The 24281-nt window shown below is 63.8% G+C and carries 18 protein-coding genes and 2 pseudogenes; 16 read left to right on the forward strand and 4 right to left on the reverse strand.

Annotation, left to right across the window (positions count from 1 at the left end; all coding sequences use genetic code 11):
- Nucleotides 1-58 precede the first annotated feature (58 nt).
- Together M5C96_RS10520 and M5C96_RS10525 are read right to left on the reverse strand one after the other, a co-directional pair.
- Nucleotides 59-1492: an aldehyde dehydrogenase family protein gene (locus tag M5C96_RS10520; protein ID WP_272569006.1), complete on the reverse strand. Its 1434-nt coding sequence runs from the start codon at nt 1490-1492 to the stop codon at nt 59-61.
- Between the two features lie 76 nt (nt 1493-1568).
- Nucleotides 1569-2260: pseudogene (locus M5C96_RS10525) on the reverse strand (Crp/Fnr family transcriptional regulator).
- Between the two features lie 139 nt (nt 2261-2399).
- On the opposite strand from M5C96_RS10525, the gene M5C96_RS10530 reads away from it, so the two are divergent.
- Both M5C96_RS10530 and M5C96_RS10535 read left to right on the forward strand, forming a co-directional pair.
- Nucleotides 2400-2930, forward strand: coding sequence for an Mpo1 family 2-hydroxy fatty acid dioxygenase (locus M5C96_RS10530; RefSeq protein WP_272569007.1), 531 nt, complete (start codon nt 2400-2402; stop codon nt 2928-2930).
- A gap of 236 nt (nt 2931-3166) precedes the next feature.
- A complete protein-coding gene (locus M5C96_RS10535; protein ID WP_272569008.1) occupies nt 3167-4072 on the forward strand; it encodes a hypothetical protein in 906 nt (301 codons plus the stop codon).
- 6 nt (nt 4073-4078) lie between these two features.
- Here the strand turns inward: M5C96_RS10535 and M5C96_RS10540 are convergent, their stop codons facing one another.
- Complete coding sequence (locus M5C96_RS10540) at nt 4079-4228, reverse strand: hypothetical protein (RefSeq protein WP_272569009.1); 150 nt, start codon at nt 4226-4228, stop codon at nt 4079-4081.
- 338 nt (nt 4229-4566) lie between these two features.
- On the opposite strand from M5C96_RS10540, the gene M5C96_RS10545 reads away from it, so the two are divergent.
- From M5C96_RS10545 to M5C96_RS10570, 6 genes are all read left to right on the forward strand, one after another.
- Nucleotides 4567-7026 carry a DUF6531 domain-containing protein gene (locus tag M5C96_RS10545; RefSeq protein WP_272569011.1) on the forward strand — a complete coding sequence of 820 codons (2460 nt, stop codon included), beginning with the start codon at nt 4567-4569 and terminating at the stop codon, nt 7024-7026.
- A gap of 12 nt (nt 7027-7038) precedes the next feature.
- Entirely contained in the window at nt 7039-9999 is a 2961-nt protein-coding gene (locus tag M5C96_RS10550) for an RHS repeat domain-containing protein (RefSeq protein WP_272569012.1), read from the forward strand.
- A gap of 92 nt (nt 10000-10091) precedes the next feature.
- Nucleotides 10092-10403, forward strand: coding sequence for a hypothetical protein (locus M5C96_RS10555; protein ID WP_272569014.1), 312 nt, complete (start codon nt 10092-10094; stop codon nt 10401-10403).
- A gap of 291 nt (nt 10404-10694) precedes the next feature.
- Entirely contained in the window at nt 10695-11015 is a 321-nt protein-coding gene (locus tag M5C96_RS10560) for a hypothetical protein (protein WP_272569015.1), read from the forward strand.
- A 388-nt stretch (nt 11016-11403) separates the two neighbouring features.
- Complete coding sequence (locus tag M5C96_RS10565) at nt 11404-11670, forward strand: hypothetical protein (protein WP_272569017.1); 267 nt, start codon at nt 11404-11406, stop codon at nt 11668-11670.
- Nucleotides 11671-11872: 202 nt separating this feature from the next.
- The gene (locus M5C96_RS10570; protein WP_272569018.1) at nt 11873-12256 is read left to right on the forward strand and encodes a hypothetical protein; all 384 of its coding nucleotides are present in this window, start codon (nt 11873-11875) and stop codon (nt 12254-12256) included.
- A gap of 320 nt (nt 12257-12576) precedes the next feature.
- Here M5C96_RS10570 and M5C96_RS10575 read toward each other — a convergent pair whose 3' ends face one another.
- Nucleotides 12577-14658 carry a sodium-translocating pyrophosphatase gene (locus M5C96_RS10575; protein WP_272569019.1) on the reverse strand — a complete coding sequence of 694 codons (2082 nt, stop codon included), beginning with the start codon at nt 14656-14658 and terminating at the stop codon, nt 12577-12579.
- Between the two features lie 257 nt (nt 14659-14915).
- Here M5C96_RS10575 and ppa point away from each other — a divergent pair, with 257 nt between their 5' ends.
- From ppa to M5C96_RS10615, 8 genes and pseudogenes are all read left to right on the forward strand, one after another.
- Complete coding sequence (gene ppa, locus M5C96_RS10580; protein WP_272569020.1) at nt 14916-15443, forward strand: inorganic diphosphatase; 528 nt, start codon at nt 14916-14918, stop codon at nt 15441-15443.
- Between the two features lie 198 nt (nt 15444-15641).
- Complete coding sequence (gene imuA, locus M5C96_RS10585; protein ID WP_272569021.1) at nt 15642-16622, forward strand: translesion DNA synthesis-associated protein ImuA; 981 nt, start codon at nt 15642-15644, stop codon at nt 16620-16622.
- A 69-nt stretch (nt 16623-16691) separates the two neighbouring features.
- Nucleotides 16692-18212 (forward strand): DNA polymerase Y family protein, encoded by a 1521-nt coding sequence (locus M5C96_RS10590; RefSeq protein ID WP_336297893.1) that lies wholly within the window; start codon nt 16692-16694, stop codon nt 18210-18212.
- Nucleotides 18209-21343 carry an error-prone DNA polymerase gene (locus tag M5C96_RS10595; RefSeq protein ID WP_272569022.1) on the forward strand — a complete coding sequence of 1045 codons (3135 nt, stop codon included), beginning with the start codon at nt 18209-18211 and terminating at the stop codon, nt 21341-21343. The genes M5C96_RS10590 and M5C96_RS10595 overlap by 4 nt, the downstream gene beginning before the upstream one ends.
- A 71-nt stretch (nt 21344-21414) precedes the next feature.
- The gene (gene tnpA, locus M5C96_RS10600; protein WP_272563682.1) at nt 21415-21816 is read left to right on the forward strand and encodes an IS66-like element accessory protein TnpA; all 402 of its coding nucleotides are present in this window, start codon (nt 21415-21417) and stop codon (nt 21814-21816) included.
- Nucleotides 21813-22160 (forward strand): IS66 family insertion sequence element accessory protein TnpB, encoded by a 348-nt coding sequence (tnpB, locus tag M5C96_RS10605; RefSeq protein ID WP_272563683.1) that lies wholly within the window; start codon nt 21813-21815, stop codon nt 22158-22160. The genes tnpA and tnpB overlap by 4 nt, the downstream gene beginning before the upstream one ends.
- 148 nt (nt 22161-22308) lie before the next feature.
- Nucleotides 22309-23694, forward strand: a pseudogene (tnpC, locus tag M5C96_RS10610) (IS66 family transposase); the annotation flags it as partial.
- 2 nt (nt 23695-23696) lie between these two features.
- On the forward strand, nt 23697-24278 hold the full coding sequence (locus M5C96_RS10615) for a plasmid pRiA4b ORF-3 family protein (RefSeq protein ID WP_272563684.1): 582 nt from the start codon (nt 23697-23699) through the stop codon (nt 24276-24278).
- The last annotated feature ends 3 nt before the right edge of the window (nt 24279-24281 follow it).

Below are 24281 nucleotides of genomic sequence, written 5' to 3' on the forward strand. Positions count from 1 at the left end.
AAAAGGCCTCCAGCACAATATTCACTAGGGCATATTGCTATCTATTTAATAGCAATTGCTACCCGTGGCGGATGGCCACCGTCTTGAGGGTGGTGAAGCCGTACAGCGCCTCGAAGCCCTTTTCGCGCCCGTGGCCGCTCGATTTCACGCCGCCGAAGGGCAGTTCCACCCCGCCGCCCGCGCCGTAGTTGTTGATGAAGACCTGGCCGCTGGCGATGCGCCGCGCCATGCGGAACTGGCGGGCGCCGTCGCGCGTCCACACACCCGCCACCAGGCCGAAGCGCGTGGCGTTGGCCAGTTCCACCGCGTGGTCCTCGTCCTCGAAGGCCATGGCCGAGAGCACCGGGCCGAACACCTCTTCCTGCGCCAGGCGGTGGTCCACCGGCACGTCGCGCAGCAGCGTGGGGGCCTGGTAGAAGCCCGTCTCGGGCGCCTCGTCCACCACCGTGCCCTGCGCCACCAGCGGGATGCCGGCCACCTGGGCATCGGAGAGGAAGTCCCACACGCGCTGCTGCTGGCTCTGGCGGATGAGCGGGCCCACGTCCAGGTCCATCGCCGCGGGGCCCACGCGCAGGGCCTCGAAGGCACGCCCCAGGCGTTCCAGCAGCGGCTCGTAGATGAGCGAGTCGATCAGCACGCGCGAGCCGGCCGAGCAGGTCTGCCCGGCGTTCTGCACGATGGCGTTGATGACCACCGGCACCGCCGCATCCAGGTCGGCGTCGGCGAAGATCACCTGCGGGCTCTTGCCGCCCAGCTCCAGCGTGACGGGGCAGTGCCGCTCCGCCGCCGCCTGCTGGATCAGCGTGCCGATGCGCGGGCTGCCGGTGAAGCTGATGTGGTCGATGCCCGGGTGGCGGGCCAGCGCGTCGCCTGCCTCGTGGCCGTAGCCGGTGACGATGTTGATGGCCCCCGCCGGAAAGCCCGCCTGCGTGGCCAGCTGTGCCACGCGCAGCAGCGACAGGCACGCATCCTCGGCCGGCTTGACCACGCACACGTTGCCCGCCGCCAGCGCGCCGCCCACGCAGCGCCCGAAGATCTGCATCGGGTAGTTCCACGGCACGATGTGCCCGGTCACGCCGTGCGGCTCGCGCCAGGTGAGCACGCTGTAGCCGTCCAGGTAGGGCAGGGTCTCGCCGTGCAGCTTGTCGCAGGCGCCGGCATAGAACTCGAAGTAGCGCGCGAGCGCCTGCGCGTCGGCCCGGGCCTGCTTGGTGGGCTTGCCGCAGTCGCGCTGCTCGATGGCGGCCAGCTCCTCGGCATGCTCGGACACCAGCACCGACAGGCGCATCAGCAGGCGGCCCCGCTCGACCGGCGCCAGCTTGCGCCACACGGCCTCGTGGCACTGTCGCGCCGCGTGGACCGCCGCGTCGATGTCCTCCTCGGTGCCGCGCTGGATCTCGTCGAAGGGCTGGCCGTCGGAGGGGTCGATCACGGCGATGGTGCGGCCGGAGGACGAGGCCACGGGCGCGTTGGCGATGTAGTGGAGCTGCATGGGCGGATTGTGCGCCAGCAGGGCCCGGGCGGCGCCCGCGAAGCCCGCACGCTGGCAGCGGTCGAGGGGCCTGCGCTCAGCCGCCCGCCGCGCGCAGCGCCGGCAGGTCGCACACCTCGATCTCCCCGCGGTGCACCTGCAGCAGGCCGCGCGCCTGCAGGTCTTTCAGGATCTGGTTGATGGTCTGGCGCGACAGCGCCAGCATCAGCGACAGCTCCTCCTGCGACAGGGCGATCACGCGCCGCGACCGGCCCGCGTCCGTCCATTGGCCGTAGCCTTCGGCCATCAGCGCCAGCCGCCGCGCCACCCGCTGCGGTGCGGGCAGCAGGGCCATCTCTTCCATGGCGACCAGCGCGGTGCGCAGCTTGTCGGTCAACAGCAGGGCCAGCGCATGCCAGTGCTGCGGATTCCGCGCCAGGTGGGCCAGCAGCGGCTCCTGGGGCACGTGCAGCAGCGTGGCCGGGGTGGCTGCGTGCGCACCGAGCCGTCGAACAGCGCGATCTCGCCGAACCAGGCCGGCGCCTCCAGCCGTGTGAGCAGCGAGGCGCGCGCCTTGTCGCTCTGTCCGCCCACGCCTGAGATGTCGATGGCGCCGCGCACCACGGCGTAGAGCCCGCACGGTGCGTCGCCGCGCAGAAACAGGGCCTGCGCCGGGGCCAGCAACCGCAGCTCGGCCCGTGCCATCAGGGCCTGCGCCAGATCGGCGGGCAGCGCGGCGAACCAGCGGCCGGAGCGCAGGGTGGGCAGGTGGTCGGCGGGGGAGGTCATGAAAGAGGAGAGGGCGATGCCCGGAGCGTGTTCGAGGCCCCCAGCCGTGGCCCGTTGTGTCGGCTGGCCGACAGACGCCCTGGCCGCACTGGCGCGATTATTCCGCGCAGCGACGACGCACAGACCCCGGAGACACCCTATGAAAACCCTGATCGACCACCTGTCGGGCTATGCCGACTACCACCGCGATCCGCGCAACATCCAGACCCATTTCATCGGCGTGCCCATGATCATGCTGGCCGTGACGGTGCTGCTGTCTCGCCCCGCAGCGATGCTGGGCGGGCTGCCCGCGTCGCTCGCGCTGCTGGCAGCGCTGGCAGCGTGCGTCTTCTATTTTCGGCTCGATGCGCGCTACGGCGTGACCATGGCGCTGGTGCTTGCCGCCATGCTGGCCGTGGGCCAATGGCTGGCCGCGCAATCCACGGCGCTGTGGCTGGGCGCGGGGCTTGGTCTGTTCGTGGTGGGCTGGGTCATCCAGTTCGTGGGCCACTACTACGAAGGCCGCAAGCCGGCATTCGTGGACGACCTGGCGGGCCTGATCGTCGGGCCGCTGTTCGTGGCGGCCGAACTGGGCTTTGCGATGGGCTTGCGGCGCGAGGTGCAGGCGGCCATCGAGGTGCGCTCCGGCCCGGTGCGGTTGCGACCGCACGGGCAAGGCACCGCTGCCTGACGCGCCGTTGGGGTTTCTTTTTATGCAAGGTTGTGATTCTCTATTTGTTGGGCATGCGCCATGCCCAAGTAAAAAATAGAAGCACTAATGCATTTTTAGAGAAATTGCCAATTGATTTCAATGGCGCGTGGGTTTTGTTGCGCTGAATGGCATGCAGATGTAACTGAGTGAAATTGCTCCAGTCATTGGTTGCGCCTCGCATAGGCTACGGGCCTTTCCAAAACCTGCGCGCAACCATGAATCGTCCAGAAACCAAAAATCTTTCCAACATCTCTGGCTCTTTCGGAATTTCCAAAACCACCACCAAGGTATTCGGCGCCATCGCCCTGTGCGTTTTATCGGCATGCGGAGGCGGAGGGGGGGGCGACAGCAGCACCGGCACCACGGGTGGTACCACCCCCGTGACGCCTACCCCAGGCGATACGGCACCCGCAACGCCCACCACCCCTTCGACCGTCGCCAGCGATTGCGGCGAGGACGGCCATGTCCTCACGGTGGCCGGCAATACCGCCCAGATCGACGCCAACGTGTATTACACCGACGGCACCACGGTCATTTCCACCCAGCAACGCAGATTCGCCACGTCGAATGGCGCGAGCTTTCGCGGCAGGACCGGGCTGTTCCTGGTGAACCAAGTCAATACCACCACTTACAGCAACGCCGCCGTTAATGTATCCTTCGGCGGCAGCGTCATGACCACGACCGAAAACAATTATTCGAGCGTTGTCGGTGACGTACGGCAGACCTACGGTTTGACCGTCTCCAATCTCTTTCAGGGCACGACCACCACGGCCAGCAGCTATTTCACGCCCTACGCCTATACGGGTGCACCGCTGAACCCTGCCTTGGACACGGCCTACGCGGCCAGTTATTCCACCACGACGGAAAGCGGCGGGACCACGCAGCCCGCGCTGGCGCAGACCAGCATCACCACCTATTCGACAGAGTCGGTCAGCGTGCTGGCCGGGACGTTTCCCGCCTGCAAGGTCAAGATCGAGGTGACCGGCGGCGCGACGACGGCCAACGTCAGCTACACCTGGCTGGTCGCCTCGGGCCGGTACAAGGGTCTGGTCGTGCGCACGGCCAATGCCAACGGCGTAAAGACGTCGGAGGCGACGCGCCTGCTGGTGAACGGGCAATAAAGGGAATCACACCACAGCCGAAAGCCAAAACACCGCTGGGTTGCAGGCAGAACCCATGCGGCGTTTCCCGCCTTCGGCAAGCCTCACGCTCGCTTCGGGCGCATGCTGGACGATCCAGTAGGCGCTGCCGATACCCGCGGCGACCGAGATCAGCACGCGCTCGTCCAGCGTCCGCCGGCCACTTCGTGGTTGACTTGACTTTGAAACAATAGAATTATTGTTTTGGAGTTAAAATTGCGACAACGCGTGTTGGTGCAAATTTTTGATCTTGAGGGTCTCTGGCCCATCAATAAAAATTGCCGACAGCACCAACTCCGTGAATTTGATCAACCCTGCGGTTCCCTAGTGGAGTTGCGCCAGGAACACGCTCTGATGAAAGCAAGTGGGGGCATTGAGGGGCTCCCCATTTTTACCTTTACCTTTGACATTGAAGCGCTTGCCATGACTGCGCTATCGATTTGAAAAAGATTTTTTGAAATTCGCTGGAAAAAACAATGAGATTTCTTGAAAAGCTGGTCCTGATTTTCAATTTGCGATTGAAAAATGTCCGGCGGTACCTGCTCCTGACGTCTCTTTTCTTGTTCTCGCCGCTGTGTGTTGCAGCTGCTCCCCCGGCTCCTCTTTGGGGGCCTCCCGGCTTTCACGCAACGCCAGGCGAAGCTTGTGAGCAGTCGATCATTGATGCCAATGCGTGGAGGCCAGGGTGGTATGAATCGTATAAATTATTGCCCGGTAGCTTTTCATATCAAAAGGTATGCATATTTTATGGTCCTGGGCACCTATATGCAAGCGAACAAGAGATCGCCGCATCTTGTCCTTATGGGTGGTATCCCAACGGGCCTTTTGCACACCTTATGCCCAGCGAAGATAACGCCTCATGCGTTTGCCCTCCAGGCAGCCCAGTTTATTCGCCTGAATATCAAGTTTGTATAAGCAGCTTCAGCATCAGTATTGATGGTCCGGCGGCCACAAAAGTCTTGCCTGCGGGGCCATCATTATCAATGGCTGCAACAGTAAAAGCCAATGGTGAGCCGGGCAAGAATTGGCTTGTTACAGTTTCTGTTCCTGGAGGTTTATCGATCAGTGGAAAAACTGATATTAATGGGAGGTTTAAATTTACTTATATTCCCCCGCGCCGCCCGATGGTTGCCCGCCTGACAGCAATCTGCAGAGATTGCAATAACGTTAGTACAGAAATGGATATCAATGTCACAGATGTTCCCATCTGCAGAGCGGATCCAGGGATGTTGCTTGGCAATCCTGTTGCCCCTGTGTCTGGCGCCAAAATTCAAGTTGAAACTGATTGGCAGGACCAGAGCGCTCACCCTTTAAGCCTTGTCCGCACTTATCGCAGCAGCGGTAGCCAGGTCCCCGTAGGTTGGGGAGGCTATTGGTCACACAATTATTCTGCTCAGCTGGTAGGCGGCGATTTCCAACGCAATGCGCAATTCGGCAACGGGACATTGGCCCTGTTCACACGAAATACCAAAACGGATCCCTGGGTCAACGACAGCGGGGAATACCGCTTGGAGCAAAATACGGATGGATGGCGGATCACTCGCCTGGAGGACGATGCATATTGGCAATTCGATGGTAGTAACGTACTCGTCAAAATAGGGCAGCGCAACGGGTGGGTCATGACACTCAGCTATGCAGGCGGTGCGTTGACCCAGGTGACCAATGCCTTTGGTCGCAAGCTGCAATTCTTCTATGACGCTCAAGGCCATCTTGCAAGCGTTACGGCCCCTAATGGCCAGACCATCGCATATACCTTGCATGGCACGGGTCGTCCCCTTGGTGTGCTTTATCCAGACAACCGAAGCAAATCCTATCTATATGAGAATGCTCAATATCCTGATTTGTTGACCGGCATCAACGATGAGAGCGGACGGCGCTATGCGACCTTCAGTTATGACGCTGACGGCCGTGCCACATCCACCAGCCACGCAGGGGGTGTACTCAGCTATAGCGTCACATACCCCGAAGGTAATAGTGCGGATAAGGGCAGCCTGACCACTGGCAGTGTCGATGGGGCCTTGTACCAAAGCAGCGTTCAAACCACCGATCCGCGTGGCAATGTGCAAACCTGGAACTACCAAGGTGGCGACGGCACGGTGCGCACCCTAGGCGCGAGCGGTCCCTTTGAAGGCGCTACCGTCGCCAGCCGCAGTTTTGCCGATGGTTTGAATCTGCCCATTCTGGAAACGGACTTCCTTGGTAACAAAACCACCTTTGAATGGGATGTTTCACGCCGTTTGCTGCTTAAAATCACCCGCGCAGCCAGCACCCCTTTGGCACAAACCACGCAGACTCAGTGGCACCCAGCGCTGCATCTGCCGGTCATGATCACGGAGGCGGGCCGCACCACCGCATACACCTACGACCCGTTGGGCAACAAGCTCAGCGAAACCATCACTGACGCTGTGAGCAACGAGAGCCGGACCGTTCGTTGGACATACAACGATCAAGGCTTGGTGGCAAGCATGACCGACACGCGCGGCAAAGTATGGACCTACGGCTACGACATTGCGGGGAACACCACCAAGGTCACCAACCCATTGGGCCATGTCACCCTGTACAGCTACAGCGGCGCAGGCCAGATCACCCAGATTACCGATCCGAATGGTGTTGTCACTGCCAATATCTACGATGCGCGCCAGCGCCTGTTGAGCACTTCGGTTGCGGGTCAGACAACCACTTATGCATACGATGCCGTAGGCCAGTTGACGCGGGCCACGCGTCCCGATGCTAATTGGATTGGCTTCGAGTACGACGCTGCCCATCGTCTGACCGCCGTTACTGACAACCTGGGCAACCGAATCGATTACACGCTGGACAACGCAGGTAACCGTGTCGCTCAGCAAACCAAAGATCCTGCCGGCGTTCTCAGCCGCCAAATCACCCGTATGTACGACGCTGTGGGCCGCTTGCAAAAGACCACCGGCTTGGAATAAGAGACGCCCAACATGTTTGCATTGATTCAGCCGGCCTCGATGGATACAGCCGCTCTTTTTAAAGCCCCTGTGCGGTCATTCTTGCGCCGTCTTTTTTTCATCCTGTGCTGGTGCCTTGTTCCATGGTTTACCCAGGCTCAGGCCTTGACCAAAACCACGAGCGATTTAACGCTCGCGTCGTCCACCGTCTCTGTGGGGCAATCCACCACGCTCACGGCAACCATCAAACCGAGTGCCGCAAAGGGCACGGTTCGTTTCATGGCGGGAGCCACGAACTTGGGTAATGCCGCCCTGAACAGCACAGGCGTGGCCAGCCTGGCTACAACGTTCGCTACGGTGGGCACGCAGAGTCTCACAGCCGTATATGCAGGCAATAGCACCTACGCTGCCAGCACCTCTTCGGCAAAGCAACTGACGGTCAAGGCAACCGCCACTGCCAGCACGCTGGCATTGGGCGCCGCCCCTTCGAGCAGCGTCGCCAACGAGGCCGTCACCCTGCGGGCCACCATCAGCCCATCCACGGCCACAGGGACCGTCACATTCAAGGACGGCTCTGCCTCCTTGGGCACGGCCAACTTGAATGCCGGTGTTGCGACGCTGAAAACCAGCTTTGCCGTGGCTGGCGCCCATCACCTGAGCGCCAGCTATGCTGGTAGTGCAGCGGTCTCTGCCAGCAACTCCAATGCGTTGTCTTTCACCGTGGCGGGTGCACCGATGGCATTGCCCAGCCCGCCTGTTTCGCCCACACCCGTGGTGAGCTTGGCTTATGACGCTCAAGGTCATCCGACGGTGGTGACTCAGGCACCCGATAGCCCAGACTTGGCTTTGGCAACCAGTAATGAATACGATGCATTGGGGCGGACCAAGAAAGTTCTCGATCCATCCGGCAACAGCACCGTCATCAGCTACGACAGCAGCAACCAGGTCAGCGCTGTATTCGACCCGATAGGCCTGACGACACAGTATGACCGCGACGGATTGGGGCAGGTCAAACAGCAGCGCAGCCCAGATACCGGTAGCACCGAACTGAGTTACGACCCTGCGGGCAACCTGCTGACCAGCAAAGACAGCCGTGGCGTGCTTGCCACCCATACCTACGATGCCATCAACCGCCTGACCGGCAGCACTTTCAGCCAGGCTGGGCAGCAAAGCCAAAGCTACACATGGATTTATGACCAGACGGGTGGCGATTTCGCCAACGGTATCGGTCGGTTGACCACGATCAGTTTCCCTGAAGGGACGACCACCTATGCCTACAACGCCCAAGGGCGTGTGACCAAGGCCCAGCAAACGCTCCATCCGAACTCGACTGCCAACCAGAAGGCCGTTGTCTTATCCACGCTTTACGAATACGACGCGGCGGGCAACGTGATCGGCATGACCTACCCTTCGGGTCGCAAACTGAATATCGGATATGGCGGTGGTTTGCCCGTTACCCTGGGTCTCGGCAAAGATGCTTCCAGCACGCCCATCTCCTTGATCACCGGGCTGCGATACGCACCTTTCGGTGCACCGCAAAGTTGGAACTGGGCGATGACCAGCGGCTCGTTGGCGCACAGCAGGGTCATGGACACCCATGGCCGGTTGATACGCTATCCGCTGGGCGAGTATCTGCGTGACGTGTCTTACGACGGGGCAGGCCGTATCACGGGCTACACCCACTACCGTGCAATGTCAGGTGCAACGAGCGGCTCATCGGCCCCCTCGCTGGATCAGCAGTTCAGCTACAACGCATCGGGCAGATTGACACAGGTGAGCACCGCCCAAGGAACCTGGACTTACATGTATGACGGTACAGGCAACCGCATCAACGTGGCCTCGGACAACGGGGTATCGAGCTGGTACAACCTCAAGCCCAAAAGCAACCAGTTGGCCTCCATCGATAAGCCAGCGATCACGCTGACCTATGACGCAGCGGGCAACACCACGTCGGATGGCAACTTCGCGCTGCAATACGACTTGAAAGGCAGGCTGGTTCGGGCAACCAATGCGCAGGGCTCCACCAGCTATACCTACGACAACAACGGCCTGCGGGTGCGAAAAAGCACAGGGCTGGCCGGTGGTACGACGATTTTCGTGTACGACGCCGAAGGCCATCTGCTGGGCGAATACGACGCGTCAGGCAATCCGATCCGGGAAATCGTCTGGCTGGGAGACATTCCCTTGGCGGTCTTCACTCCGGATTCCGCGTATGGCGCCAATGCCGGTGCGAATGCGCCACAGGTCTACTACATCCATGCAGACCATTTGAATACTCCGCGGGTGGTGGTTGATCGTGCCAACACGGTGCGCTGGCGTTGGATGAGCGAGCCGTTCGGCACCACGGCAGCCGAGAGCAGTCCTGCGGGTCAGGCGGACTTTGTATTCAATCTGCGCTTTCCAGGTCAGTACTATGACGTGGAGTCGGGGATTCACCAGAATTGGAATCGGGATTACGTTCCGGGGTGGGGGAGATATGCGCAAAGTGATCCTATTGGATTGGGTGGCGGAATGAATACTTACACTTATGTTGGGGGGAATCCACTGTCTCACACCGATAGACTGGGCTTGGCCACGGATGAGGAAATCAGAAAAGCGGTGGCAACACTTCGATGCGCTAACCCCGGTGAATTCGAAAAATTAGCGAGGTCAATCACGATGGCCGACATGGGTAAGAACGGTGCAGGTATGACCGACTGGAGAAACAATATTACGTTGAATTCGAGAGACTACGGCGATAGCAGCACCCCAGTTGATAAACTGGGTCCATACCAATCCGAGCTCATGTTGCAAACAATTGCACATGAGATGCTGCATGTAAACGAGGCACTGGGCAGTCGATTGCTGAGCAATAGCTTTCGAATGGGAAATCCATTGGGGTACTTCCACCGACAGCTTGACGAAAAGGCTGATGCGATGATTACCCCAGCATTTTTGAAGCAATTCCGTGATGCAATGAGCAGCGGCGATGCGGGGTGCATATGCTCTCAATAATAAAAAATTGCATAGCCTTTTTGTTGTGCATACTTATGTTGGGTTGTAATCAGCCAAGTGATTACACGCCAAAACATATGGCCGGATCATATTTGGCCCATACCACCTCGCTAAGAACCGAAATTGCTAAGTCGTTGATAGCATCCCCTGGGAGGCCTGTACCGCAGGCAGGTCCGTTGCAACTGCCGCAGACACCTGGTTTTAGCACGCCTGAATTCGCCTTCGGTTGGGTGACAACAGGCGGTGCCATCGTGATTCAAAGCACCAAGTACACAGTGGTTGTGTTGCAAGAACCGACCCTTGATCAGGGTAAAGTGAAATGGAGTTGCGTCGTGCATCCAGTTGAAGCCAAGCCTAATCTTTGTGGATCTGATTATCAGAATGAAATGCTACAAAATAAGTAGTAAAAAGCACGGGACTGGCCGGTGGCACGACGATTTTCGTGTACGACGCCGAAGGCCATCTGCTGGGCGAATACGACGCGTCAGGATATGATTCGAAGAGATTTGCTGCAAACCTTGGCGCATGAAATACTGCATTGTCAATCAAGTCATTGGCGGAAAGGCAATAACAAGAGTCAGGACGGGAAATCCACTTGGGGTTTTGCATCGCCAATTGGATGTAAAGGCTGAGGCCATGATTACGCGTCAACTGCTTGACCAGTACAATAAAGCACTTCAAAACGGGGATTCAGGATGCTCATGCACACGATGAGAATGAGGGCTACGGTTTTGATGGCTGCATTTGTTGCCGCTTGCAGTCCTGTGGCTGAAGTCACGCCGCGCCATTACGTTGGTTTGGTTGTTGGTCATTCTTCGCCATTGAAGATTGAAATTGCTAAAGCGTTAATAGCATCCCCTGGAAAACCTGTGCCACAGGCCGGTACGTTGCAATTGCCGCCACCGTCCGGCTTGGCCCCGATGAAATTCGACTTTGGTTGGGTCACAGCAGGGGGGGGCCATCATGATTCAAAGCACCAAGTTTGCGGTGATTGTTTTGCAAGAGCCTATGCTTGATCAAGGTAAGGTGACGTGGAGTTGCATCGTGCATCCAGCTGAAGCCAAACCCAACCTTTGTGGATCCGATTATCAGAATGGATTGCTTCAAAATAAATAACACTCTATCTAATGCCCATAAGCGCCAGTAGCCCGCTTCTTTTTTAATCTAAAAAAGGCCACCCGCAACCCCCTGCCAGTTGCTAAGGCTTTGGAGGGGCGGGCGGCTTATTTTTTAGCCGCTGGATATTTGACGTTACGCCCTCTTGCGTGTATTCATCTTGACTGTTTTAGTCGCATCGACGCTACTCTTTCCAGAATTGGAATCGGGAGCGTCCCAGGGTTGGAAAGATATGCGCAGTCTGATTCCATCGGGTTGAGTGGTGGGCTAAAATTGCAGGGAGTGAATATGGCCTGCAATCAAATTATCAAGATGGCCTACTATGTGGCAGTTGTCGCTTTCCCTGTTGTTTTGTCTCTCACTAATTTCGGAAATTACCTCCATGGAGGTACTCTCATTGAATTGGTTGCCATGCAGGGGGTGGCTGTAGTGATTTTTATGGTGGCAATAAAAATCTTTCCGAGGGTAGGAGTGACAGAGAAAGTTTTTGTTGTTCTCTGTGCCTTGGTTCCGCTGTTTTTTGTCATTGCTTCCTTGGTGTCATTGCTTGGGTAGTAATTTCCTTAAGTAAGCCACCAGCAATCCCTGCCAGCTGCTAAAGATGTGGGGTCCCTGGGGGGCTTCTGTTTTTAGCCTCTGCGGACGAACTGTTTAGTGCGCTTGCTGCCACACCGATCCAAGACCTGCAACACAAACTTCTACTGTGCCTTAGGTAGCGCGCTGATGTACAAAGCGGGTCATAAAAGGGAGTTAAAAAATGGCAGAAGTTAAGCTCGTTGATGTTCTTGCTCTCTGGGCGCCAAGGCTTGAGGGAAACCTGTTGGAAAAGGGTGGGGAAAATGTTGCTAGTCAGTTGCGACGTGTCATCGTGCCTGCGCAAAAAATTGCTGGTGAACCGATCGATTTTTCATTTATGGCATTTCCCTATCCCCGATTGTCTGCTGAGCAGCTAAAAGAGGCCCCGCTTGTCGAAGAGGTAAGTTATCTAATTGATCATGGGAAGGCTAGATTTAGAGTGGATGTTGATCATTTTGGTCAAATCAACTGGTTTTATATAAAAGGGGTGCCTGTGATTTTTGATTTGATGAAAATCGCATTTGCTTTCACGCCGGAAAATAGCACGCCATTCTGGAATTATTAAATAAGGGCCAATTGCACCGCTTGCTGAAGCTGATCGGATGTCAGGTAATCCGATTCGGGAAATCGTCTGGCTGGGGACATGCCCTTGGCGGTCTTCAATCCGGATGCCGCGTATGGCGCCAATGCGCTGCGAATGCGCCACAGGTTTACTACATAGCGGTATTAAGTGAAGCCCATGTAGGCTCCCTGCTTCGCAAGCTGTGCATTCGCTTCAAGCCCCAAGCTGAACATCCACAAGGCGCTGCGGATGTTCGTCATTGCCTAGATCTCCTCGCGGTTCGTTGATTGGCCTTGTCGCCATTGCCCGTGCCGGGGGGGGGCTCACCCCCCGTGAAACCGCACCACCAGCGGCACGATCAGCAGCGCCACGATGTTGATGATCTTGATGAGCGGGTTCACCGCCGGGCCGGCCGTGTCCTTGTAGGGGTCGCCCACGGTGTCGCCGGTGACGGCGGCCTTGTGCGCTTCGCTGCCCTTGCCGCCGTGGTGGCCGTCCTCGATGTATTTCTTGGCGTTGTCCCAGGCGCCGCCGCCGGTGCACATGCTGATCGCCACGAACAGGCCGGTCACGATGGTGCCCATCAGCAGCCCGCCCAGCGCCTTCGGCCCCAGCAGCAGGCCCACGGCGATGGGCACCACCACCGGCAGCAGGCTGGGGACCACCATCTCCTTGATGGCGGCGGTGGTCAGCATGTCCACCGCCTTGCCGTATTCGGGCTTGCCCGTGCCGTCCATGATGCCGGGGATGGTCTGGAATTGGCGGCGCACCTCGACCACCACCGCGCCCGCCGCGCGGCCCACGGCCTCCATCGCCATCGCGCCGAACAGGTAGGGGATGAGCCCGCCGATGAACAGGCCCACGATCACCATCGGGTCCGACAAGTCGAAGCGGATGGCCTGGCCATAGGCCGAGAGCTTGTGCGTGTAATCGGCGAACAGCACCAGCGCTGCCAGCCCCGCCGAGCCGATGGCGTAGCCCTTGGTGACGGCCTTGGTGGTGTTGCCCACGGCGTCCAGCGGATCGGTGATCTCGCGCACGCTGGCGGGCATTTCGGCCATCTCGGCGATGCCGCCGGCGTTGTCGGTGATGGGGCCGTAGGCATCCAGCGCCACGACGATGCCCGCCATGCTGAGCATGGCCGTGGCTGCCACCGCCACGCCGTACAGGCCCGCGAGCGCATACGACACCAGGATGGCCAGGCACACGCACAGCACCGGCCAGGCGGTCGAGCGCATCGACACGCCCAGCCCCGCGATGATGTTGGTGCCGTGCCCCGTGGTGGAGGCCTGTGCGATGTGCTGCACGGGCGAATACTGCGTGCCGGTGTAGAACTCGGTGATCCACACCAGCGCGGCCGTGAGCACCAGGCCCGTCGCGCAGGCGCCGAAGAGCCGCATCTGGCTGCCGCTGGCCGCGATGGCGTTGTCCGGCACCAGCCAGGCGGTGACGAACCAGAAGGCCCCCAGCGAGATCACGCCCGCGATCGCCAGGCCCTTGTACAGCGCCGGCATCACGTTCTTCATGCCGGGCGAGGCCTTGACGAAAAAGCAGCCCACGATGGACGCGAGGATGGACACCGCTCCCAGCGCCAGCGGGTAGGTCACCGCGGCCACCGGCGCGGCCGTCACCATGAGGGCGCCCAGCACCATGGTGGCGATCAGCGTGACGGCGTAGGTCTCGAACAGGTCGGCGGCCATGCCGGCGCAGTCGCCCACGTTGTCGCCCACGTTGTCGGCGATCACGGCGGGGTTGCGCGGGTCGTCCTCGGGAATGCCGGCCTCCACCTTGCCCACCAGGTCGGCCCCCACGTCCGCGCCCTTGGTGAAGATGCCGCCGCCCAGCCGCGCGAAGATCGAGATCAGCGAGGAGCCGAAGGCAAAGCCGATCAGCGGGTTGAGCAGCGCCGCCAGATCGGCCGTGGGCGTGAACTGCCCGCGCCCCACCAGCAGCCAGCAAAAGCCGGTCACGCCCAAAAGCCCCAGGCCCACCACCAGCATGCCGGTGATGGCGCCGCCGCGAAAGGCCACGTCCAGCGCCGGGCCCATGCCCTGCGTGGCGGCCTGGGCGGTGCGCACGTTGGCGCGCACCGACACGTTCATGCCGATGAAGCCGCAGGCGCCCGACAGCACCGCGCCGGCCACGAAGCCCCCGGCCGTCATGGCATCGAGGAACAGGCCGATGAGCACGGCCAGCACCACGCCCACGATGGCGATGGTGCGGTACTGGCGCGCCAGGTAGGCGGCCGCGCCGGCCTGGATGGCGCCGGCGATCTCCTGCATGCGGGGGTTTCCCGGGTCCTTGGAAAGGATCCAGCGGCGGGCCCAGAGGCCGTAGGCCACCGCGATCAATCCGCAGATCAGGGCCAGTATCAGGGGAGGGTTCAACGCTGCCGGGTTCGCCATGCTCTTTCTCCTTGGGTGTCGATTGCACGGAAAGGAAACACAACGCATCGGTGGTGCTTCCGCTGCGTTGCTTCCTCGTGCCCCGGGGCCTGCGTGCGAGCAGGCGGAGACGATTGGCCAACGGAGCCAATTTACTGCCAAGGGCCCGCGCGGGCAAGCGCGGCCGGGCGTGCGCCTAAAATCGCGCCACCCCCGGCCCGGCGCGGGCTGGCCCCGCGGCCGCCGGAGCCCATCACCTCCTCAACCTTCAGAGATCCATGTCCCTCAACAACGTCACCCCCGGCAAGAACACCCCTGAAACCTTCAATGTGGTCATCGAGATCCCCATGGACTCGGACCCCATCAAGTACGAGGTGGACAAGGAATCGGGCGCCATCTTCGTGGACCGTTTCATGACCACGGCCATGTACTACCCCTCCAACTACGGCTACGTGCCGCAAACGCTGAGCGGCGACGGCGACCCGGTGGACGTGCTGGTGATCACCCCCTATCCGCTGCTGCCCGGCGTGGTCGTGCCCTGCCGCGCGCTCGGCATCCTGAAGATGGAAGACGAAGCGGGCGTCGATGGCAAGGTGCTGGCCGTGCCCACCACCAAGGTCCTCAAGATGTACGAGAACTGGAAGACCGTGGACGACGTGAACCCGATGCGCCTGAAGGCCATCAGCCACTTCTTCGAGCACTACAAGGACCTGGAAGAAGGCAAGTGGGTCAAGGTGCTGGGCTGGGAAGGCATCGAGGCGGCCCACCAGGAAATCGTGGAAGGCCTGGCCAACTACAAGAAGTGAGATAGGGCGCTTCCCTTTAGCTCCTTTTCCCCAGGTTCCTCAGTTCCGGCCGCCGCCCTGGTGCCCGGGGCCGAAACTTCCAAAAGCCTGCCGGCCTGCGTGCCCGCAGGCTTTTTTCATGGGGCGGTATCTGCGGATGGCGCTGGGCCGCAACGGATTCGAATACTGTATATTTAAACAGTCTTCGATGCCCGCCCCATGTCCCGCCTCGCCCTTGCCTCCCTCCCACCGGACGCCGCCGCCCGCAGGGAAAGCGCTGCCCGCCTGGAACTGCCCGGCGTGTGGCAGGGCGATGCGCTCACGGCGCAGAACGGGCGCGTGCAGCCTTCCGGCCATGCGCTGCTGGATGCGGCGCTGCCCGGTGGGGGATGGCCCCTGGGGGCCATGACCGAGGTGCTGCAGCCGCCGCAGGGCGGGGCCGAGTGGCCTCTGGTGCTGCCGGCGCTGGCCCGGGCGGTGGCGCAGCGGGGCGGGCAGGTGGTGCTGGTGGCGCCGCCTGCCGAGCCCTTCGCTCCCGCGCTGCAGGCCGCGGGCCTGCCGGCCGACCGGCTGTGCCGCGTGCGCCCCCTGCCTTCGCGGCACGACCAGTCGGCCGCCTGGGCCAGCGAGCAGGCCCTGCGCTGCCGCGACGTGCTGGCCGTGCTGGCCTGGCTGCCCCAGGCGCCGCCCGAAGCGCTGCGCCGCCTGCAGCTGGCCGCGGCCCAGCAGGCGGCGCTGCTCTGGGTGTTCCGCCCGCAGGACCTTCGCCGGCAAGCTTCGCCCGCGCCGCTGCGGCTGTGGGTGGTGCAGGGCGTTCCAGCGATCCAGGGGATTCAGGGGATCCAGGGGATTCAGGGGATTCAGGGGGCCGAAGGTTCGCCAGCGCTGGGGCGCGCGCCGGAGCTGCCGGCTCCGGCGCAAGTCCCGGGATGGCCGGACGGGGGCAGGGCGCCCGGCGTGCTTCAGGTGCATGTTCTCAAGCGGCGCGGGCCGCCGTTGATGCAGCCGGTGCCGGTCTGCGCGCACGCGTCCGCGATGTCCGCCGTGCTGGCGGCAATGCGGGCGTTGAAGGCGCGCCGGTTTCCGGGCGATGCCTCCGCTCCGGCTGCGCAGCGGCCGGTGCCCGTCGCGCCACAGGGGGTGGCGGTCCATCAGGAGCGGGTCCATGCACTGGATCGCCGTGCCTTCGTCGCTGGATGAACTGCCGCCCGGCGCCCCGGCGCCCCGGCCGCCTCGGCGGGCTGGTGGGCGCTGCGCTTCACGCCCCGGGTGGCGCTGCTCGACGAAGCCCTGCTGCTGGAGGTGGCCAGCACCGAGCGCCTCTGGGGCGGCCGGGCCCGGCTGCTTTCGCTGATCCGGCAGCACCGGCCGGGGTTCTGCGGGCATGCCGAACCGGCAGAGACCGCTGCAGCGCAGAAGGCGCCAGCGCCCGAGCGGCCCGGACCAGGGCCAGGCGCAGAAAAAGACAGGGACAAGGACGCCGGTCGCCTGCCGCAGCCACCCGGCGGCGACCCGGCACTGGCCCAAGGCGCCACGGCCTTCGAAGCCCTGGCCCTGCTGCGGCTGGCCCAGGCCGACCCTCCGCATCGCCCGCCGCGCCGATTGCCGCACGACCTGCCCCTGCGCACCCTGGCGGCCCTGCGCCCGCACGCCGCCAGCCTGGAGCGCATGGGCTGCCGCACGCTGGGCGCGCTGCGGGCCTTGCCGCGGGCGGGCGTGGCGCGCCGGTTCGGGGCCGATGTGCTGAGGGCGCTGGACCAGGCCTTTGGCGACGTGCCCCATCCCTTGCCCTGGATCGAACTGCCCGAGCGCTTTTCGCTGTCGGCCGAGCTGCCCGCGCTGGCCGAATCGGCCGGCACCTTGCTGTGGTCCGCCAACCGGCTGCTCGGGGTGCTGCACGGCTGGCTGCAGGCGCGCCAGCAGGGCGTGCTGGCGCTGGAGCTGGCCTGGCGCCACGACCTGCGCCGCATCGACGGTGTGGACCTGCCGGCCCAGCAAAGCCTGACGGTGCGCACGGCCGAGCCCACGCAGGACCTGGCCCATCTGCGCCGCCTGCTCGCCGAGCACCTGGGCCGCCAGCGCCTGGCCGCGCCGGTGAACCAGATCACCCTGAGCGGCACCGAAACCCGGCCCTGGGCCGAGGCCAGTGCCAGCCTCCTGCCGCCCAGCCCCGAAGACGCACGGCGCGCGCAGGGCGAGCCCTGGCACCAATGGGTGGAGCGGGTCTCGGCCCGGCTCGGGGCGCAGCAGGTGGAGGTGGCCGTGCTGCAGGCGGACCACCGGCCGGAATGCATGCTGCGCTGGGAGCCGGCCGCGGGCCAGTCCGCACCGGTTCAGGGTCCTGCCACCGTGCGCTCCCCCCGGGCGCGCTCTGGAGGGGGGGCTACGACCACAGCGGGGGCGGGCAGGGCGGACGATGGCCGTGCCACGGGGTCGGCCCGCCACGACGGCGGCGCAGGGAGTGCTGGCAGCGTCAGCACTGCCAGCCACCGCGATCCCCGGCCCGCCGCCGTAGCCGCCGATGCCGCGCTGTGGCCCGGCTGGCTGCTGCGCCCGCCCCAGCGCCTGGCCCTGCAGGGCAGCCGCCCGCTGTGGCATGGCCCGCTGCGCCTGCTGGCCGGTCCCCACCGCTTCGATGGCGGTTGGTGGGACGCCTCGCAGCACCTGGAGCGGCGCGACTATTTCGTGGCCCACAACGACACCGTGGGCACGGTGTGGATCTTTCGGCAATGGGCGGGGACGCGCGAGGCAGGCCGGCACGAGTGGTTCCTGCACGGGGTGTTCGGATGAGCGGCGTCACCGTCTTCCCATCCCCGGGTGGGCCACCGACCCGGCCCGCGCATGCCCTGCCCGACTACGCCGAGCTGCATTGCCTCACCAACTTCAGCTTCCAGCGCGGCGCCTCGCATCCCGCCGAACTGGTGCAGCGCGCGGCGGAGCTGGGCTACGCGGCGCTGGCGATCACCGACGAATGTTCGGTGGCCGGCGTGGTGCGGGCGCACACCGTGGCCAAGCGGCTCGGCCTGAAACTCATCGTGGGCAGCGAGTTCGCCTGGGGCGATCTGCGCCTGGTGGCGCTGGCGCGCGACGCCGAGGGCTGGGGCAACCTGTGCGAGTTCATCACCGCCGCGCGCCAAGCCGCCCCCAAGGGCGAATACCGCCTGCACGCCGGCACCGACTTCGCGCTTCTGCGTGGATGTGAGGTGCTGCTGGCACCACGTCGCGATCGTCTTTATGCTACTGATTTGATAGCTACAGAGGTATGTTTTTCTAAGGCATTGGCCCAATTGAGCCCGTGGGGCATCGCCCCCTGGCTGGCCGTGGAGCAACCCCTGGCCCCCGACGACAGCCTGTGGCTGACCACGCTGGAACAGGTGGGGCAGGCGCTCGGCCTGCCGCTGGTGGCGGCGGGCGACGTGCACATGCACGTGCGCGGACGCAAGCGCCTGCAGGACGTGGTCACCGCCGTGCGCCTGGGGCGGCCGGTGCCCGAATGCGGCTTCGCGCTGCAGCCCAACGCCGAGCGGCACCTGCGCGCGCGCATGCGGCTGGCCGCCATCTACCCGCCTGCGCTGCTGGCCGCCACGCTCGCCGTGGCGGAGCGCTGCACCTTCAGCCTCGACGAGATCCGCTACCGTTACCCGAAGGAAACCGTGCCGCCCGGCATGACCCCGGGCGAAGCCCTGGCCTGGTACACCGAGCAGGGCGCCCAGAGCCGCTACCCGATGGGCGTGCCCGACGCCGTGCGCACACAGATCGCCAGGGAGCTCGACCTCATCGCGCACTGCCGCTACGAGATGTACTTCCTCACCGTGCACGACATCGTGCGCTACGCCCGCAGCCGGGGCATCCTGTGCCAGGGGCGGGGCTCCGCCGCCAATTCGGCGGTGTGCTTTTGCCTCGGGGTCACGGCGGTCGATCCGACCAAGACGCGGCTGCTCTTCGAGCGCTTCATCAGCAAGGAGCGCGACGAGCCGCCCGACATCGACGTGGATTTCGAGCACGACCGGCGCGAAGAGGTCATCCAGTACATCTATGCCAAGTACGGCCGCGAGCGGGCGGCCATCGCGGCCGTGGTCATCAGCTACCGCACGCGCAGCGCGCTGCGCGACGTGGGCAAGGCGCTGGGCGTGGCGCCCGCGCTCATCGATGCCTTCGCCAGGGACCACCACTGGTTCGACGAGGCCATCGCCACCGACCGCCTGCAGGAATTGGCCGAAGCCGTGGACGTGCCGCTGGCGCTGCATGTGGCCGAACTGTGGCTCAAGCTGGCGCGCGATCTGAAGGGCTTTCCGCGCCACCTGAGCCAGCACGTCGGCGGCTTCGTGCTCACCGAGGGCAAGCTCACGCGGCTGGTGCCCGTGGAGCCCGCCAGCATGGACGGCCGCTCCATCATCCAGTGGGACAAGGACGACCTGGACGACATGCACCTCATGAAGGTGGACGTGCTCGCCCTGGGCATGCTGAGCGCGCTGCGCCGCGCCCTGGACCTGCGCGCCCTGCTGCGCGGCGAGCACTGGGACCTGGCCGGCATCCCGCGCGAGGACGGCGCCACCTACGACATGATCTGCGCGGCCGACACCGTGGGCGTGTTCCAGATCGAAAGCCGGGCGCAGATGAGCATGCTGCCGCGACTGCGCCCGCGCGAGCTGTATGACCTGGTGGTCGAGGTGGCCATCGTGCGGCCGGGGCCGATCCAGGGCGGCATGGTGCACCCGTACCTGCAGGCCCGGGAGCGGCGGTTGCGCGGCGAGCCGCTGGAACTGGAGCACAAAGAGTTGACAGAGGCCCTGGAGCGCACGCTGGGCGTTCCCATCTTCCAGGAGCAGGTCATGCAGATCGCCATGATCGCTGCCCGCTTCACGCCTGGCATGGCCGATGAGCTGCGCCGCTCCATGGCCGCATGGAAGCGCACCGGTGGCGTCCACCGCTTCGAAGGGCCTTTCATGAAGGGCATGGCGGACAACGGCTACAGCGAAGATTTCGCCCGGCGCGTCTTCCGGCAGATCGAAGGTTTCGGCGAATACGGCTTCCCCGAGAGCCATGCCTACAGCTTCGCCATGCTGGCTTATGCGAGCAGCTGGTTCAAGTGCCACGAGCCCGCATGCTTCCTGGTGGCGCTGCTCAATTCGCAGCCCATGGGTTTCTACACGCCTTCGCAACTGGTGCAGGACGCCGTGCGCCACGGCGTGCGCGTGCTGCCCATCGATGCGGTGCACAGCGACTGGGACGCGACCCTGGAGGGCGAGCCCCAGCCCGTGCGCGGCGTGGCCGACCCGCAGCCTGCCGTGCGCCTGGGCTTGCGGCTGGTGGTGGGGCTGGCCCAGTCCACGGCCGAGCGGCTGGTCGCGGCTCGGGCGGTCCAGGCGTTTGCCGGCACCGAAGACCTGGCCCTGCGCGCCCGGCTGGACCGGCCCGCGCTGCAGGCATTGGCCGCGGCCGATGCGCTGCGCTCCCTGTCGGGCCACCGGCGCCAACAGGCCTGGGACGCCGCGGCGCAATGGCGCGCGCCGGCCTTGCTGCAGGACGCGGCGGTGAACGAGGCACCCCTGGCCCTGCCCGAGGCGCCCGAAGGCGAGGAGATCCTGTTCGACTACGCGGCCACGGGCCTCACACTGCGCCGCCATCCGCTGGCGCTGCTGCGCGGCCGGCTGGAGCGCTGGCGGCTGTTGACTGCCCTGGCGCTGCGCGACATGCCCAACGGCCGCCGCGTGCGCGCCTGCGGCATCGTCACCGTGCGCCAGCGGCCCGGATCGGCCAACGGCACCATGTTCATCACGCTGGAGGACGAGACCGGGCCGGTCAACGTCATCGTCTGGCCGTCGCTCGTGGAGACCTGGCGCAATGCGCTGTTGCGGTCGCGGCTGCTGGCCGTGGAGGGGCTTTGTAAGCGTCTTCTCAGTACCCTCTGTTTTTGCTGAGGGCTGATGTGCAGGCTCGGTGGTCCATGTACGCTGCGATGGTGTGCATGAAGAACCGCTAATGCACATCAATGAACGATCAAGACACCCCGAGCAAGCGCCGTCGGCGCGAGCACAGCCCGATGTTCAAGCGCGAGCTGGTCGCACGAAGCCTGGTGCCCGGCGCGTCAGTGGCCGCCGTCGCGCTGCAGGCCGGCATCAACTCGAACCTGCTGTTCGCATGGCGCCGGATGCACCTGAGCACGCAAGAGCAGCCCCAGACGCCAGCGCCGCCGCAGCCCTCGCCGATGTTGCTGCCCGTCACCATCGAAGCTGCTCCGGTTGCGCCATGCCCTTCACCCACGGCGGCGGCGCCTCGTCAGCCTGGCGGGACCATCGAGATCGATGTCGGCGGGGCGAGGGTGCGATTGCGCGGTGCAGTCGACGAAGCCAGCGTGCGCCATGTCCTGCAGACGCTCAAGGCGCTGGCGTGATCGGCCTTCCCACGAGCACCCGCGTCTGGATCGTTGCCGGCCACACCGACATGAGGAAGGGCTTCAACGGCCTGTCTGCGATGGTGCAGACGGCGCTGGCGGCCAACCCCTTCTGCGGTCACGTCTTCGTCTTCCGCGGCCGGCGCGGCGACATGCTCAAGGTGCTGTGGTTCGATGGCCAGGGATTGCTTCTGCTGGCCAAGCGCCTGGAGCGCGGCCGATTCGTCTGGCCGCAGGCGCAAGGCGGCAAGGTCTCGCTCACGCCGGCACAGCTCTCGATGCTGCTCGAAGGCATCGACTGGCGCATGCCGATGCGCACAGATCAGCCTGCGCTCGCAGCTTGAACTGGGCTCAAGAATTCGTCTTCTGAACGCGCTGGTCGCGGTCGATTCCGGGTAGGTCCGATGGCATAGTAGATGGCGTGCCGAACACCGCCAACGCACCCCACACCGTCGACTCGCTGCTGCGTGTCGTGCAGGCCCGTGACGCGGAAGTCGCCCTGCTCAAACTGCTCATGAACTCGCACCGGTCGGCAAGACACCGAAGGCGCAAGCGGCCAACAGCGAAGGCTTCGACCGCAGCCTGCCCACACACCTGCCGCGGGAGAACCATGTGTACCGGCCCGAGACATCGGATGCGCGGCGCGATGCCGCCGGCCAGGCCTGCGGCTGCAGCGCATGTGGTGGTCGGCTGCGGCAGATCGGCCAGGACGTCTCGGAACAACTGGAGTACGTGCCCTCGCGCTTCAAGGTGATCCGCCACGTGCGCCCCAAGCTCGCCTGCATGGCGTGCGAATCGATCTTCCAGGCGCCAGCGCCCAGCCGGCCCATCGCACGCGGCGTGGCCGGCCCCGGGCTGCTGGCCCACGTGCTGGTCGCCAAGTATTGCGACCACCAACCGCTGTACCGCCAGAGCCGGATCTACGCACGCGAGGGCGTCCTGATCGAGCGCTCCACGATGGCTGGCTGGGTCGGCCAGAGCGAGAAGCTCTTGCACCCACTGGTCGCAGCGCTCGGGCGCTACGTGCTGGCGGGCTCCAAGCTCCACGCCGACGACACGCCAGTGGCGGTGCTCTCGCCCGGGCGGGGCAAGACCAAGACCGGGCGGCTCTGGGTCTACGTGCGTGACGATCGGTCATCTGCGAGTGCAGACGCGCCCGCGGCGTGGTTGCGTTACTCGCCCGACCGCAAGGGTGAACATCCTCAGGCGCACCTGAAGAACTTCAAGGGCGTGTTGCAGGCCGATGCGTATGCCGGCTTCGCCAAGCTCTATGCAAACGGCAACGTCATCGAGGCTTCGTGCTGGGCGCATGCGCGCAGACCATTCTGGGATCTGCACGAGAGCCAGGGGCGGGCGCAGGGCTCGGTTGCAGAACAGGCCCTTCGGCGCATCGGTGCGCTGTATGCGATCGAATCCGACATCCGCGGCCGCCCACCGGATGAGCGCTGCCGGGAGCGGCAGGCGCGAGCCGGGCCGTTGCTCGAGGAACTGTTCGCCTGGTTGCGAGGGATGCTCGGGCAGGTGTGTGCCAAGTCGGAACTCGCACGCGCCATCGGCTACACGCTCACACGGCTCCGGTCGTTGACGCGCTACCGTGACGACGGTCGCATCGAGATCGACAACAACGCCGCCGAGCGCGCGCTGCGCGGCGTGAGCCTGGGCCGCAAGAACTTCATGTTCATGGGCTCGGACGCTGGGGGCGAGCGCGCCGCGGCCATCTACAGCCTGGTGGAGACGGCCAAGCTGAACGGGCTCGACCCCGAGGCTTACCTGCGCGATGTGCTCGGGCGCATTGCGGACCATCCGATCAATCGCATCGACGAGTTGCTGCCGTGGAACATCGGCCGACACGCCGAAGACCAACGACAAGCAGCTTGAGCATGGCGAGCAAGGTCCAACGGATCAAGGCACCAGCGGCGATCCTGCAACTGCACATTGAATTGCGCGGCACCAAGCCCAAGGTCTGGCGCCGCGTCCTGGTGCCAGAGACGATCACCCTGGCCAAGCTGCATCTTGTGGTCCAGGCTGCCTTCGGCTGGGGCCACTCGCATCTGCACGAGTTCATCGCTGGCGACGGCGAGCGCTATGGCACGCCAGACCCGATGCACGACGAGCCTGGCTCGATCACCAGCGAAAGCACGCGACTGACCACTGCCCTGAACCGGTCGACGCTGAGCTACGTCTACGACTTCGGGGACTACTGGGACCACCGCATCAAGGTCGAGAAGAAGATCGCACCGATGCCGCAGTTCGTGCTCCCGTTCTGTGCCGGCGGTGCCTGTGCAACGCCGCCGGAGGATTGCGGAGGCGCACCGGGCTATGCGGAGTTCGTGCGGGCCATGGCGAACCCTGACGATCCCGAGCACGACAACCTGGTCGAATGGATCGGTGCCGATACCTGGGACCCGTTGGCCTTCGACAGCATCGAGATCAACGACCGGCTCGCCGCGATCAAGGTCTGAGCG

The sequence above is a fragment of the Acidovorax sp. GBBC 1281 genome (assembly GCF_028473645.1).
GTDB lineage: Bacteria > Pseudomonadota > Gammaproteobacteria > Burkholderiales > Burkholderiaceae_C > Paracidovorax.

What these genes read in the sequence shown, in the direction of transcription:
- M5C96_RS10520 (WP_272569006.1), bottom strand. Translation starts at nt 1,492, where the DNA reads ATGCAGCTCCACTACATCGCCAACGCGCCCGTGGCCTCGTCCTCCGGC.
- M5C96_RS10530 (WP_272569007.1), top strand. Translation starts at nt 2,400, where the DNA reads ATGAAAACCCTGATCGACCACCTGTCGGGCTATGCCGACTACCACCGC.
- M5C96_RS10535 (WP_272569008.1), top strand. Translation starts at nt 3,167, where the DNA reads ATGAATCGTCCAGAAACCAAAAATCTTTCCAACATCTCTGGCTCTTTC.
- M5C96_RS10545 (WP_272569011.1), top strand. Translation starts at nt 4,567, where the DNA reads ATGAGATTTCTTGAAAAGCTGGTCCTGATTTTCAATTTGCGATTGAAA.
- M5C96_RS10550 (WP_272569012.1), top strand. Translation starts at nt 7,039, where the DNA reads ATGTTTGCATTGATTCAGCCGGCCTCGATGGATACAGCCGCTCTTTTT.
- M5C96_RS10560 (WP_272569015.1), top strand. Translation starts at nt 10,695, where the DNA reads ATGCTCATGCACACGATGAGAATGAGGGCTACGGTTTTGATGGCTGCA.
- M5C96_RS10565 (WP_272569017.1), top strand. Translation starts at nt 11,404, where the DNA reads ATGGCCTGCAATCAAATTATCAAGATGGCCTACTATGTGGCAGTTGTC.
- M5C96_RS10570 (WP_272569018.1), top strand. Translation starts at nt 11,873, where the DNA reads ATGGCAGAAGTTAAGCTCGTTGATGTTCTTGCTCTCTGGGCGCCAAGG.
- M5C96_RS10575 (WP_272569019.1), bottom strand. Translation starts at nt 14,658, where the DNA reads ATGGCGAACCCGGCAGCGTTGAACCCTCCCCTGATACTGGCCCTGATC.
- ppa (WP_272569020.1), top strand. Translation starts at nt 14,916, where the DNA reads ATGTCCCTCAACAACGTCACCCCCGGCAAGAACACCCCTGAAACCTTC.
- imuA (WP_272569021.1), top strand. Translation starts at nt 15,642, where the DNA reads ATGTCCCGCCTCGCCCTTGCCTCCCTCCCACCGGACGCCGCCGCCCGC.
- M5C96_RS10595 (WP_272569022.1), top strand. Translation starts at nt 18,209, where the DNA reads ATGAGCGGCGTCACCGTCTTCCCATCCCCGGGTGGGCCACCGACCCGG.
- tnpA (WP_272563682.1), top strand. Translation starts at nt 21,415, where the DNA reads ATGAACGATCAAGACACCCCGAGCAAGCGCCGTCGGCGCGAGCACAGC.
- M5C96_RS10615 (WP_272563684.1), top strand. Translation starts at nt 23,697, where the DNA reads ATGGCGAGCAAGGTCCAACGGATCAAGGCACCAGCGGCGATCCTGCAA.